The sequence below is a fragment of the Pedobacter nototheniae genome, from assembly GCF_004335085.1.
In the GTDB taxonomy this organism is placed as follows: domain Bacteria; phylum Bacteroidota; class Bacteroidia; order Sphingobacteriales; family Sphingobacteriaceae; genus Pedobacter; species Pedobacter nototheniae.
Window position 1 is genome coordinate 161919 of record NZ_RQRS01000010.1, and the last position, 13720, is coordinate 175638.

The 13720-nt window shown below is 35.3% G+C and carries 9 protein-coding genes and 2 rRNA genes; 7 read left to right on the forward strand and 4 right to left on the reverse strand.

What is annotated here, in order from left to right:
* Positions 1-94 precede the first annotated feature (94 nt).
* On the forward strand, positions 95-3631 hold the full coding sequence (locus tag EHC72_RS10920; protein ID WP_131537725.1) for a gliding motility-associated C-terminal domain-containing protein: 3537 nt from the start codon (positions 95-97) through the stop codon (positions 3629-3631).
* On the opposite strand, the gene EHC72_RS10925 is transcribed toward EHC72_RS10920, so the two are convergent.
* The gene (locus tag EHC72_RS10925; protein WP_131537726.1) at positions 3628-4638 is read right to left on the reverse strand and encodes a PorP/SprF family type IX secretion system membrane protein; all 1011 of its coding nucleotides are present in this window, start codon (positions 4636-4638) and stop codon (positions 3628-3630) included. The two genes, EHC72_RS10920 and EHC72_RS10925, sit on opposite strands and share 4 nt — an antisense overlap.
* A 255-nt stretch (positions 4639-4893) precedes the next feature.
* On the opposite strand from EHC72_RS10925, the gene EHC72_RS10930 reads away from it, so the two are divergent.
* From EHC72_RS10930 to EHC72_RS10945, 4 genes are all read left to right on the forward strand, one after another.
* Positions 4894-7785, forward strand: a complete 2892-nt coding sequence (locus EHC72_RS10930) for a DEAD/DEAH box helicase (RefSeq protein WP_131537727.1) — start codon at positions 4894-4896, stop codon at positions 7783-7785.
* Positions 7786-7870: 85 nt separating this feature from the next.
* On the forward strand, positions 7871-8182 hold the full coding sequence (locus EHC72_RS10935; protein ID WP_131537728.1) for a YgaP family membrane protein: 312 nt from the start codon (positions 7871-7873) through the stop codon (positions 8180-8182).
* 66 nt (positions 8183-8248) lie between these two features.
* Complete coding sequence (locus EHC72_RS10940; RefSeq protein WP_131537729.1) at positions 8249-9031, forward strand: 3-keto-disaccharide hydrolase; 783 nt, start codon at positions 8249-8251, stop codon at positions 9029-9031.
* A 109-nt stretch (positions 9032-9140) separates the two neighbouring features.
* On the forward strand, positions 9141-9731 hold the full coding sequence (locus EHC72_RS10945; RefSeq protein ID WP_131537730.1) for a TMEM175 family protein: 591 nt from the start codon (positions 9141-9143) through the stop codon (positions 9729-9731).
* Positions 9732-9757: 26 nt separating this feature from the next.
* On the opposite strand, the gene aat is transcribed toward EHC72_RS10945, so the two are convergent.
* The gene (gene aat, locus EHC72_RS10950) at positions 9758-10387 is read right to left on the reverse strand and encodes a leucyl/phenylalanyl-tRNA--protein transferase (RefSeq protein WP_131537731.1); all 630 of its coding nucleotides are present in this window, start codon (positions 10385-10387) and stop codon (positions 9758-9760) included.
* A gap of 73 nt (positions 10388-10460) precedes the next feature.
* On the opposite strand from aat, the gene EHC72_RS10955 reads away from it, so the two are divergent.
* Together EHC72_RS10955 and EHC72_RS10960 are read left to right on the forward strand one after the other, a co-directional pair.
* Complete coding sequence (locus EHC72_RS10955; RefSeq protein WP_131537732.1) at positions 10461-11888, forward strand: DUF1800 domain-containing protein; 1428 nt, start codon at positions 10461-10463, stop codon at positions 11886-11888.
* 33 nt (positions 11889-11921) lie between these two features.
* Complete coding sequence (locus EHC72_RS10960; RefSeq protein WP_131537733.1) at positions 11922-13121, forward strand: DUF1501 domain-containing protein; 1200 nt, start codon at positions 11922-11924, stop codon at positions 13119-13121.
* 253 nt (positions 13122-13374) lie between these two features.
* Here EHC72_RS10960 and rrf (EHC72_RS10965) read toward each other — a convergent pair.
* Both rrf (EHC72_RS10965) and rrf (EHC72_RS10970) read right to left on the reverse strand, forming a co-directional pair.
* Positions 13375-13486, reverse strand: a 5S ribosomal RNA gene (gene rrf / locus EHC72_RS10965).
* A gap of 132 nt (positions 13487-13618) precedes the next feature.
* Positions 13619-13720: ribosomal RNA gene (rrf, locus tag EHC72_RS10970) — 5S ribosomal RNA — on the reverse strand; the annotation flags it as partial.

Here is a 13720-nt window from a genome sequence, read left to right on the forward strand (position 1 = left end):
ACATTTTAAAATATAAGATTAAATGCAAATGTTTTTATTTAAAGCACTGGTCACTAAATAGTTTATTTGTATTTTGGCACTATCATTTTTTAATATGCGCATCTCAAAATATCTATTGCTTTTTGCAGCACTCCTGTGTTTCAATACATTATTAGCTCAAACTTTTACCGTTACCAGCAACGCAGATAGCGGCCCAGGTACGTTAAGAGATGGTTTAACACAAGCAGCAATAGCGAATAGAACCACTCCTTTTACAATTAATTTCCAGTTACCAGGCAATCCCAGTGATAATGCAAATAGAACAATCAGGCTTAGAACGGCACTGCCCATTATTACCTCAAATGTAATTATTGATGGTTCATCACAAACCGCATGGCCTGCGCTTGGTGTTTCGGGTGCCAAGGTAATTTTAGAGCCTGAATATCCAAATTCTACCTTTTCTGGTTTAGTTATTGGCCAATATTCTTCTACCTCAATTCAAACTTCTGGCGTGGAAATTTATGGCTTATACATTCGAAATTTCGCTTCTTTTACCAACTTACAAAATGTAAACACCGCACAAGGATCAGGGATAGTAATTGATTATCGTGCGAGCGATATCACCATTGGTAAACCAGGAAAGGGAAACGTAATTGGCGGTAATATCAATGGAATTTTGATTCAGAATTCTTATTACTACAATAACAATACCGCGGCGAAAATTAAAATACAATCTAACCTTATTGGAGTTATTTATGATGGGATAACTGCAAACACAAACGTAACAGGCTTATCAGCAAGCCTATACGACTGCTCACTTGATTTAGGTGGTGATAATGCCGGAGAAAGTAACGTGATTGCAGCAAATAAAATTAACGTAGATATTAAACGATATTACTCATCCACTACTCGTTTTGATATTAACATTATCAACAATAAAATTGGTGTGGATTACACTGGCATCAAAGATTTTCATGAGCTGCCGATTTTTCTTTCATCTTCTTCACTTGAGCTTGCAGGAATTAAAGTGGATGCTTCAAATTCAGCTCTTTATATAAGAAATAACGTGGTTGGAGGAAATCGTACCGTTGGTATTTCCATTGCAAACGCAGATTTTATTTTAACTGGAAACTCAGTTGGCGCTAGTGCCAATGGAAGCATTCCAATGGGTAATGGAATCGGCATAAAAATAGAAACCAATGGTGGCGGAACAATCGGTGGCGCTACAACTGCCGAAACGAATATTATCGCCAATAACACTTATGGCATAGAAACCGTATCCACCAGACCAGTAAAAATTACCCGAAACAGTATGTTTTGCAACAGTAAATTTGGAATTGGCAAAACGTTGAGCATTTTACAACCTTATATTCAGATTTTAAAAAAGCGAGCAAATTATGTTGCTGGACGGGCAACTCCAAACTCTGAAGTAGAATTGTTCTTTTCACAAAGATGTGGAGATTTATGCGAAGGTAAAACTTATATTGCCACTGTACAGGCTGGAAGTGATGGGAGATGGGAATATAATGGTGCTGTTGCTGGAAGCGTAGTAGCTACAGCAAGTTTATTAAATGCAACAACTTCTCCATTTTCAACTGCAGATTTATTGCCAAACGAAGCAATTGTTGAGCCCGTTACTTGCAATTCTAATGGCTCTATTACTATTGCCGAACCACGTGAAGGCTTTACATTTGATTGGGTTAAAATAGAAACAGATGGTAGCCGTGTGCCAAAAGGTAGCACTCAAAGTATTTCAGGTTTGGATGTAGGCACTTATGAAGTAACTATTGATGACGGCTGTAAACCTTTTTCTACTGTTTTTATAATTAAAGATCAGAAACTTACAAAACCCACCATAAATGCGCCAACTCCAATCTGCGGGCAAACTTCATTTTCTTTTAGTGCTGAAGTTTTAAGAGGGAAAGGTGTTATCTCCTATTCGTGGATTAATACCGCAACCAACGCTGTAGTAAGCGCCACCAATCCTGCTAATTTACCAGAAGGGAATTATCTTGTTAGAGTTAAGGATGAGGCTGGCTGTACGCTTGATTCTGATCCTGTTGATATCAGAAGGAAACCAAAACCTATAATTACCAGCACAACAACACCAATTTCAGCAACATGCGGACAAAATAATGGTGCTGTGAAAGGTTTAAGAATTACAGATGTTACAGGCATAGCTACTTATAAATGGGTTAAAAACGATCCGCTTACTGGCATACCTGGAACAGCAACTATTTCGATAGATTTGGATTTAGAAAATGTAGAATCTGGTGCTTATACATTATACGTTTCTGATCAAGGGCAATGTTCTCCTAATGTTTCTCAAACTTTCTATGTTGGCATTATTAACAACATTGCCATTAGTGATGCAGGGCTTAATACACCAACAACTTGCGACAATAACAATGGCGTTTTAGATTTTATCTCCATCGCAAATGCAGATACTTATGAATGGTTTGGCCCAAATGGAGCGAGCTTAAAAAAAGGGACCTATTCAAGCGGAACTTCATTGCGAATCGCAAATCTAGCTCCAGGATCTTATCGTTTACAGGCAACAAACAGCTTATCAAGTTGTGCACCTGTAAGTAAGTCATTTGTAGTTTTAGCAACTCCAAAAACTATATATACTTATACTGCAACACCAAATAATACAACTTGCGAATTAATTAACGGTAGTATTTTAATAAATTTTTCTTCTGTTTTACCTTCAAGATTTGAATGGAGAGACGAATCAGGAAATTTAGTTTCTGGCAGCACCAGAACTGCAACAAGCATTCAACTCAAAAATATTCCAGCTGGAAACTATAAAATGTATGCTTATGATATTAATGGTTGCGAAACTATTTTCGGCCCCTATAGTATAAATGTAACACCGAAACTTAGTATCGTAGCAAGAACGGGCACTTCTGTTGATGATGGTTGTACATTGCAACGTGGATCCATTAAAGGAGTAACTGTAGTTGGCGGTATTCCTCCATACGATTTTAAATGGTTAAACGAAGCTGGTGAAACTGTTCAATCTACACAAGATTTAATTAATGTTGGTGCCGGGATTTACAGATTAAAAGTAACTGATAAAACAGAATGTGGCGTTGCATTAAGCGAAGAATACACTGTTGCTGATAAACCTTTTAAATTGGCTACTCCAGTTGCTAATGATATTCGCGTTTGTTATGTATCTGATATTACCATACCAATTATTGCCCCAGAAGAAGGTACGTATCAGTTATTTGAAAGTCCAACAGATGTTGCCCCACTTTACGAAAGCAATAAAGGTATATTTAACTTTAAAGTAAGCAAAACGGCAGATTATTACATTCGAAGAAAGCTTGGATCATGTACAAGCGAATTTAAAAAGATACATATTGAAGTTACCTTTGATAATTTAGAAATTACCAATATCATGACACCAAACGGCGATGGCTTAAATGACTATTGGATGGTAAGAGGCTTACCTGATTACAAGGGAAACAGCATTAAGGTTTATACACGCGGTGGTCAGCTCATATATGAATCTATAGGCAATTATACCAAACCCTTTGATGGTCGTTTCAGAGGCGAGGAATTGCCTGCAGGTGTATATTATTATGTAATTGATCTTCGATCGGAATGTAAACCCTTGGGAGGAAGCATTACACTTTTACGCTAAAACTGCCTAGATGGACACCTAACTTCGTAACGGTTATTTAGCAAAATACCCAAAACGATTTCATGTGTACCATTATTTACGGAGCGCAGTTTACTTGTATTAACATCGTAAGAATAACTTAAATTTACTAAGGAAGCCACGTTAAAACCTGCCAAAATTGAGAAGGAATCATTATTTCTAAAACTTCCACCAAGCCAAAACTTATCCTGATAAGCTAACTTTAAATTTGCATCAAAGGCAGCAGGAGAATTTGCCCAATAGCTTACTAAGGCAGATGGAATCATCGCAATATCTTCATCCAGAAATACTTTATATCCACCAGTTACATAAAATGCAGTACTTTGATAGGCCAAGGTTTTGACCTCGTTATTTACAATTTTATTTCTTGATCCCATTAATTGTTTAGCAGAAGCACCTACAAAAAAACGTGGACTATACAACCAAACACCAGCACCTAAATCAGGTCTTATTCTGTTATTGTAGTCCGCCGAAAATAAAGGATCAGATAATTCATCGGCCTTAATACTCAAAGCATCAACACTTAATGAATTAAAGCCTCCCGAAACACCAAGTGATAAATTAATTTCATTTGTTAAACCTAAATGATAAGCATAAGAAAGGTTAACACTGGTTTGCCTTAACAAACCCGCCTTATCAGTCATGGCAATTAATCCAATACCATGATGAGGTTCTGCCGCCGAATAACTGTTTACATAACTTCTACTCAATGGATTTTCATTTGAACCAGAGAATGAATTGACTGAACTTCTTACAAAATCTTCACCCAAAGCCGTATGCATCGATATGTATTGCGTAGTTGGCGCACCCTGCAAGCCCGACCATTGTTTCCGATACCCTAATTTTAAATCAATATAATTATCAATGCCAGATAATGCAGGGTTTAACAAATAATTATTAAAAATATATTGAGTTGTACGCGGTGTTTCCTGACCATAACAAAACATGTTAAGGCCCAAAAACAAAACAACCAAAGAGAAAAATTTCATTATGAGAGCGATATTATTTGATCTAGCTGTTCATCTGAATATATGATCAGTTGACATTAATTCATTGCTAAGATAACAAGTTGCCGTTAATTTAAAATTTTTATTTTAATCCTCTATTTAACTGAAAACAGATGGCTTACACAAAAAAAGAATATTATTTTAAAAAAAACCTTATTCCAATTCTAAAAAGCCCGATTATTTTGTAAGTTTAAAGTTTTTTAGAAGCATAACTTCTAAAAATTTTTAAGCCCATTAATGTTACGCGTCGATAGTTCTAAAGCCTGTAAAGTTGTATACTCCTTGTGTAAACATGAGTATTTAGGCTATTTAATTGAACCTCACGTAGTTCAACTAAATCCACAAGGTGATTTTTCCTTTACTTATCAGCGTATATTTACACATACAGCACAAGAGTTTAAGGCATGCTTAACTGAAATCGACCTAAAGTTGATTAAAATTTTAGATGATATTGAGCAAGATTCGCTGATTAAAAAATATTATAAAAAATTAATCAGGCCTACAGAATTTTTTACTAAGGTTTTTGACACCAAATTTTACGATAACGTAAGACCAAAAATCGAGAAAAAGTTGGCTGAAGCATTGGAGCTTTTAAAGGTTAAAAACGAATTATATGTAATGGATAAAGATGGCTGGCCAGTTGAACGTAAAATTGAACTTGCCGCCGAACCTGCATCAATCCTTTTTCATTTTAGAAGAAATGAAACAGAAACCCGTTATTTTCCCACAATAAAATATCAAAATTTACGCATCGAATTTATGTTCAAAGATGCGCAAATTATCAGCAATAAACCTGCTTGGTTATTGTTAAACGATGTTTTATACTTCTTTGATCAAGATATTGAAGGAAAAAAATTACAACCTTTTTTAGCCAAGCGTTACATTGCCATTCCAAAAGCAACAGAAGCAACTTATTTTGAAAAATTTGTAGCACCCTTAATTGAAAAGCATCATGTTTATGCAGAAGGTTTTGAAATTAAAACCGAGCAATTTGAAGCTACTCCTGTTATAAAAGTTTTGTACGTAGATGGTGGTGTGTCTCAATTACAACTATATTTCAAGTATGGAGAATATGTTTTCCCTGTAGAAAATGCATATCGTGTTACCGTACGTTTAGAAAAAACCGTTGATAATTATATTTTTCATCGCATTAAAAGATCCGCCGATTGGGAAAAGAAACAGTTTAGCCTTTTGCTTTCGCTCGGATTGAAAAAAACGAGTGCGCTCTTTAGCAATCTTGAAGTTGCAGCCGAAGAAGAAAATCCAAGTTATGGAGCAATAAATTGGGTTAATGAACATATTGAAATTTTAGAGGCCGCTGGTTTTGAAATTGAACAAGCCACTGGTCAAAAACGCTTTGTATTTGGTGCCAATAAAATCGATCTGGAAGTTAAAGAAGGCAACGATTGGTTTGATATTTATGCGACCGTATGGTTTGGAAAGTATCAAATTCCTTTTCTTTCTTTAAAGCAACATATCTTACATAAAAAACGAGAATTTTTATTGCCTGATGGAGAAGTCGCCATCATCCCCGATAAATGGTTTGCCCAATATGGAAGTTTATTTAGTTTAGCCGAAGCGGGAAAAACTTTAAAATTAAAGAAACACCATATTGGACTCATCAATGATTTGGCCGAAGATAGTTTAGCCAATGTTACCCTCGAAAGAAAATTGCAACGCCTTTCTGATTTCGAAAATATTGAAGATACTTTAATGCCTGTCCACTTTAAAGGTAGTTTACGCGATTACCAAAAAGCAGGCTATAATTGGTTTAGTTTTTTACGCGAATATAATTTTGGTGGTTGCCTGGCGGATGATATGGGTTTAGGTAAAACCATTCAAACGCTTGCCATGCTGCAAAAGGTTAAAGAAGATGATCAGCTGCTCCAAACGCAAACAACTTCCTTAATTATTATGCCAACTTCGTTAATCTATAACTGGTTAACGGAGGCTAAGAAATTTACTCCAAAACTTAAAATTTTAGCACATACCGGTACAAATCGCAATAAAGATGTGGCCAATTTTGCCAATTACGATATTGTTATTACCACCTATGGCGTAACCCGTGTTGATGTTGAAGAATTAAAAAACTTCTATTTCAACTACATTATTCTCGATGAAAGTCAGAATATAAAAAACCCTTCGTCAAAATCTTTCAAAGCCGTTAGAAGCTTAAAATCCAAGCACAAATTAATTTTAAGTGGTACCCCGGTAGAAAATTCTGTAGGTGATTTATGGTCGCAGCTAACTTTTTTAAACCCTGGTTTATTGGGTACACAAGCTTTTTTTAATGAAGAATATGTTCAAGCTATTGAAAAAAGAAAAGATGAAGAAAAAGCACGAAAGCTTCAATCCATTATAAAACCTTTTGTTTTACGTAGAACGAAAGAACAAGTTGCAGCAGAATTACCACCTAAAACCGAACAGGTTATTTACTGCGATATGAGCGAAGATCAAGCCGCTTATTATGAGAAAACCAAATCTGCCTACCGCAATGATCTTTTGCAAAGTATGGACGATGGAACTTTTGCTCAAAAACAAGTACAACTTTTACAAGGTTTAACTGCCCTACGCCAGTTAGCCAATCATCCGGTTATGATTGATGGTACCTATATCTCCGACTCGGGCAAGTTTGAAAACGTAATTCATACCCTTGACAATGTGCTTAAAGGCGGGCATAAAGTATTGGTATTTTCGCAATTCGTAAAACATCTCGACATCTTTAAAAAGCATTTTGAAGCAGAAAACATTCCATTTGCTTATTTAGATGGTGCAACAAGAAATCGAGGCGAAATAGTTTCAGAATTTCAACAGAACAACGAGCTTAAGGTTTTCCTTATTTCAATAAAAGCTGGAGGTGTGGGCTTAAACTTAACGCAGGCAGATTATGTTTTCATTCTCGATCCATGGTGGAACCCGGCAGTAGAGCAACAAGCAATTGATCGTACGCATCGTATTGGACAAGATAAAAAGGTATTTATCTATAAATTTATTGCAAAAGATACCGTTGAAGAAAAGATATTAGCTTTACAAAATCGTAAAAAAACATTAGCTAGTTCACTAATTACAACAGAAGAAAGTTTCTTTAAATCTTTGAGTAAAGAAGATATTCGTGATATCCTGAATTAATCCGTTCAAGTTATTAGCTTAATTAACAAACATTTAAAACTCAATTGCCTTGAGTTTGTTATAGTTTAAATAAAAATCTACAACTATGACAAATCAAGAAATAAACACCGCAATTTCTAATGTTAAAGAAGCATGGAAAAATCCCGATTTTTTTAACAATGTATCTAAATCTGAGAGGATTTTATCATCAGCCACAGGTGGATATTTTCTTTTTAAAGGCATAACATCTGTATTTTCTCACCCAATAATTGGCCTAGCAAGCGTTGCAATAGGCACAGGGCTATTATACAGAGCTATAACTGGCTATTGCCCAATTAAAGATATGACTGAGAAGGAGGAAATTTTTGCAGATGAAGTTTTGGTAACCGAAACTTATGTGGTAAACGATTTGGCGTAATAAATTGAATACGAAATTTCCATTTCTTAATAAACTGATTAACTTTAAAAAAGTTAATCCACAATTATGAGCAAGTACGCATTATTATTTATCCCAACTTTATTTGCTATGCAAGCCTTAGCGCAGGATAAAAAAGTTGATCCGGCAACTGAAGCAGCTAAAACTGAAATTTGGGAACCCGTTCCAAAAATTGTAACCCCTGGAAATACACCTCAGGATGCACCTTCTGATGCTATTATTTTATTTAATGGTAGAAACTTAGATGCATGGCACTCTGTAAAGGATCCTTCAAAACCTGCAGCCTGGACAATTGATGATGGTTTTTTTACTGTAAAAAAAGGTACAGGAAATATTGAAACCAACAAAAAGTTTACGGATTACCAACTGCACTTAGAATGGAAAATTCCAACAAATATTACAGGTACAAGTCAGGCAAGAGGAAATAGTGGTGTCTTTTTAGCCTCAACAGGTCCTGGTGATGATGGTTATGAAATCCAGATTATGGACTCTTACAACAATAAAACTTATGTTAACGGCCAAACGGGAAGTGTTTACAAACAAAGTATTCCATTAGCTAATGCAAATAAAAAACCAGGAGAATGGCAGTATTACGACATTATCTGGAAAGCGCCACGTTTTAATGAAGATGGTAGTTTAAAATCTCCCGCTTACGTAACCGTGTTTTTAAATGGTGTGCTATTGCAAAATAATTATGAGTTAAAAGGAGAAACCAGATGGATTGGAGCACCAGAATATAAAAAGCATGGAGCAGCCTCAATTAAACTGCAAGATCATGGAGATCCAAGTCCGGCGATTAGCTTTAAAAATATCTGGATTAGAGAATTATAGCAACAAAACAAATAACATTGACAAACCCATAATGAGCAAATCGTTATGGGTTTTGTTTTATACAGAAATTAATAGATATTGTATTCTATTAAATAATTAATTTAAATATATGAATAAGGCCAGGTTAGAAGCATTTAGTGATGGAGTTATCGCTATCATCATTACCATAATGGTTTTGGAAATTAAAGTGCCTGAAGGTGTGGATTTAGCCACCTTAAAGCCGCTTATACCTAAATTTATTAGTTATGTGTTAAGCTTTATTTATGTTGGTATCTATTGGAATAATCACCATCATTTACTTCATGCTGTAAAAAGAATTAATGGTAAAATTTTATGGGCTAACCTATTTTTTCTCTTCTGGTTATCGTTATTTCCAGTTGCAGCAGGTTGGATGGGCGAAAATCACTTTGCACTTTGGCCAGTAATTGTATATGGAATTGTGTTATTTCTGGCTGCAATTGGTTACACCATTCTTGTTATCGTCATCAAAGGAAATGGAGAAAATTCACTTATTGTAGAAGCAATCGGCAATGATAGTAAAGGAAAGCTTTCGCTGTTATTTTATGTTGCAGGCATCGGTCTTAGTTTTATAAACCCATGGCTCGGATTATTTATGTATTTCATCGTTGCCTGCATTTGGTTTATTCCCGATAAAAGAATCGAACATTTATTTGAGCAGGAAAGATTAAACGAAAAATAAAAAAAATCCTTAAAACATCGTTCTAGCTAAGGTTTTAATAAATCCATATAGCGCTCTCTGCTAATCATTTCAGCGCCCATACTCATTAAATGATCGTTAGGTAATTGGCAATCTATTAAATCGATATTCAGTTCACTCAAATAAATAAGTGCTCTTTTAGAAGCATTGCTTACCAAGCTGAACATACTTTCACCACAAAAAACCCGGTTAACTTTTATACCATATAAACCTCCAACCAACTTCTCATTTTCCCAAACCTCAATACTGTGTGCATATCCATTTTGATGAAGATTAATGTAGGCATTTTGCATTTCGTTGGTAATCCACGTACCCGCTTGATCTTTTCGTACAGTATTCGCACAGTTTTTTATAACCGCGTCAAAAGCCGTATTTACAGTAACTTTAAACTGCTCATCTCTTAAAGTTTTGCGCATACTCTTACTAATCTTAATACTTTCGGGATAAATTACACAACGTTCGTGTGGAGAATACCACAAAATTGGTTCTCCTTCACTAAACCATGGGAATATTCCATTTGAGTACGCAATAAGTAATCTATCCAAACTTAAATCACCTCCAACAGCCAACAAACCGTCCTCTTCAGCAAGCGCAGGATCAGGAAAACCAAGGTTATTATCAAGTAGTTGAAAAAACATACGCGAAAATAACAAACAAAACAAAGATTAAACCCTAACGTTTAATTATTGTCATACAGTAAAATGTCCCAACATGAACTCGAAAGATAATTTCCTTAAAGTAAAACATCTTTACAACCGCGCTGGTTTCGGCATATCATATCCTGATTTGCATAAATTGAGCAAAAAGAACCTAAATAAAGTTGTGGATAGTCTCCTCAAAGAACCAAAACAAAATATTGATATTACCTTAATTGATACGATCGAATCAAAAAAGCAACTTCTGGAGCAAGCAGGGCTTTATGCTAAAAAGGATCTTACAGATGATGAAAAGAAGATGAGGCAGGAAATTGTTAGATTACAAAATGAAAAAAGCAGAGACCTAAATATTGCCTGGATTAATCTGATGATTAATACATCAAATCCTCTATACGAAAAAATGACGCTTTTTTGGCATGGGCATTTTGCCTGCCGAAGCAATAATCCATTTTTTGCCCAGCAACTTAATAATATTCAAAGAGAAAATTGCTTAGGCAGCTTTAAAACGCTTCTAGTTGAGGTTTCCAAATCACCTGCAATGCTGCAATACCTCAACAATCAGCAAAACAGAAAAGGAAAGCCAAATGAAAATTTCGCTCGAGAACTGATGGAGCTTTTCACTTTAGGCCGTGGAAATTATACCGAACAGGATATTAAAGAATCCGCACGATCTTTTACAGGCTGGATGTACGATAAGGATGGGACTTTTATTTTCAGACCAAATTTACATGATGCCAATACCAAAACATTTTTTGGAAAAATCGGCAATTTTCAAGGTGAAAATATTATAGATCTTATTTTAGAAAAACCTGAAACGGCAACATTCATTTCCAGAAAAGTTTATAAGTTTTTTGTTAACGATAATCCAAATGAGGATCATGTGAAAGAATTAGCCAGTCATTTCTATAGTTCAAACTATAATATTGCCGAGTTAATGAAGAAAATGTTTACCTCAGAATGGTTCTATAACCCTGAAAATGTAGGCACAAAGATTAAATCACCAGCAGAATTTCTAATTGGCTTAAGTCGTGAGTTTTATGTAACCTATAATAAACCGCAAGTTTTAATACAGTTACAGAGCAGTCTAGGCCAATATTTATTTAACCCACCAAATGTAGCTGGCTGGCCTGGTGGACAAAGCTGGATAGATAGTTCATCATTAATGCTTCGCATGCGGATTCCATCTCTTGTTTTAAATGATGGTGAAATTGATTTTAGTGGCAAAGCTGATCCTGAAGATGAAGCTATTATTGCACTAAACAGAAGTTCTAAACAAAATGTTGTTAAATCTTATGTAAATGCAAAAGCAGATTGGCCTAAATTTTTAGATACATTTCCAAACGGCTTTAAACCATTAGAATTAGCCGAATTTCTTTTACAACCTAAGTTAAATGACAAAATTACTGCGATGGTATCTGATAATAAGGGATTGAGAAGCACCACAATCGAAGTTACCAGTATGCCAGAATACCAACTTTGCTAATAGCAGCATTTAACACTACTAATTATTAAAAAGATGAACAGAAGAAATTTTTTAAGAAATACAGGTTTTGTTGCAGCAGGTTCCTTATTTGTGCCAGCTTTCATGAAACCCCTTGAAGCAATGGCTTTAGATGAATTAAGCCTGTATAAAAATTTAGTTGTAGTACAATTATCTGGTGGAAATGATGGTTTAAATACGGTAGTCCCATTCGGAAATGATATTTATTATCAAAAACGCAAGGGTATTGCAATTAAACCTGAAGAGGTTATAAAGCTCAACGATATGCAGGGGCTTAATCCTAATATGGCCGCTTTGCAGGAAATTTATGACCAAGGCTGGATGACGATTCTAAATGACGTTGGTTATCCCAACCCAGATCGATCGCACTTTAGATCAATGGATATTTGGCAAACCGGAAGTGATAGTAACCAATTCTTATCTACCGGTTGGATTGGTCGTTATCTTGATAGCAATTGTCAAATATGTAAATTCCCATACACTGCCATCGAAGTAGATGATTCCCTATCCCTTGCATTAAAAGGGCAAACTAAAAAAGGTATTGCTTTGAAAGATCCTGCAGCTCTATTCAGAAACACTAATGATCCTTTCTTTAAAACTATGCTACAAAACGATAAAGAGCACCTAGACGAAGATAATTTGGGTTATCTATATAAAACCATGATTGAAACTTCATCATCGGCCAGCTATATCCAAAATACCTCTAAAGTATATCAATCAAAATATACCTATCCAACCTCTGGTTTTGCTAATCAATTAAAAACCGTTTCTAAATTTATTTCATCAGGCCTTAAAACTCGAGTTTATTATGTTTCGCTTAGCGGCTTTGATACTCATGTGAATCAAAATCAACAACAAGGCAATTTATTAAAACAATACAGCGAAGGCATGGCTGCTTTTTTAAAAGATTTAAAAAGTAACAACAAACTTGAAGATACATTGGTAATAACATTTTCTGAATTTGGCAGACGCGTAGAGCAAAATGCGAGTAATGGTACCGACCATGGCACAGCAAACAATATGTTTGTTTTTGGTGGTCGTTTAAAGAAACAAGGCATTTATAATTCAGCACCAAATTTGAGCGATTTAGATACTGGTGACTTGAAATATCAATTAGACTTTAGGCAAGTTTATGGAACAATCTTAGATAAATGGCTTGACGTTAATAACGCCGATATATTAAATAAAAAATTTAATACTCTCGACTTCATTTAACAGCAAATAAAATCTAGTTGATAAATTTGAAAACGAGCAACTGTGTATTATAGGTGCTGTAGTCCTGCCCTTTATTGCAATCTTTTTGGATAAGCTATCTTAAATTGAAGGGTTCTTAACCAAAAAGGATTTCCATTCCGGTCAGGTTTAAATTACAATGATTGATGCAATTAAAATAATCGTTGTAACAAATATTAGTTCCTATAAACGAAGAAAACCCTTGCGACGTTACGTTGCAAGGGTTTCTTTTAAGATTTGGCATCGACCTACTCTCCCACGTGTTACCGCAGTACCATCGGCTCTGGTGGGCTTAACTTCTCTGTTCGGAATGGGAAGAGGTGGACACCACCGATATAGACACCTAAATATTTTTATATCGATTTCAATATTTTAATTCTCTATGGATAAGGCTCAATCAACATCTATTGATTTACACATACCCTTGTATATAACTAAGAAAACCCTTGCGATTTTAAGTTGCAAGGGTTTCTTTTAAGATTTGGCACCGACCTACTCTCCCACGTGTTACCGCAGTACCATCGGCTCTGGTGGGCTTAACTTCTCTGTTCGGAATGGGAAGAGGTGGACACCACCGATAT

Excerpts from the sequence above, each read along its gene's own strand:
- EHC72_RS10920 (WP_131537725.1), top strand. The coding sequence starts at position 95 with ATGCGCATCTCAAAATATCTATTGCTTTTTGCAGCACTCCTGTGTTTC.
- EHC72_RS10925 (WP_131537726.1), bottom strand. The coding sequence starts at position 4,638 with ATGAAATTTTTCTCTTTGGTTGTTTTGTTTTTGGGCCTTAACATGTTT.
- EHC72_RS10930 (WP_131537727.1), top strand. The coding sequence starts at position 4,894 with ATGTTACGCGTCGATAGTTCTAAAGCCTGTAAAGTTGTATACTCCTTG.
- EHC72_RS10935 (WP_131537728.1), top strand. The coding sequence starts at position 7,871 with ATGACAAATCAAGAAATAAACACCGCAATTTCTAATGTTAAAGAAGCA.
- EHC72_RS10940 (WP_131537729.1), top strand. The coding sequence starts at position 8,249 with ATGAGCAAGTACGCATTATTATTTATCCCAACTTTATTTGCTATGCAA.
- EHC72_RS10945 (WP_131537730.1), top strand. The coding sequence starts at position 9,141 with ATGAATAAGGCCAGGTTAGAAGCATTTAGTGATGGAGTTATCGCTATC.
- aat (WP_131537731.1), bottom strand. The coding sequence starts at position 10,387 with ATGTTTTTTCAACTACTTGATAATAACCTTGGTTTTCCTGATCCTGCG.
- EHC72_RS10955 (WP_131537732.1), top strand. The coding sequence starts at position 10,461 with ATGAACTCGAAAGATAATTTCCTTAAAGTAAAACATCTTTACAACCGC.
- EHC72_RS10960 (WP_131537733.1), top strand. The coding sequence starts at position 11,922 with ATGAACAGAAGAAATTTTTTAAGAAATACAGGTTTTGTTGCAGCAGGT.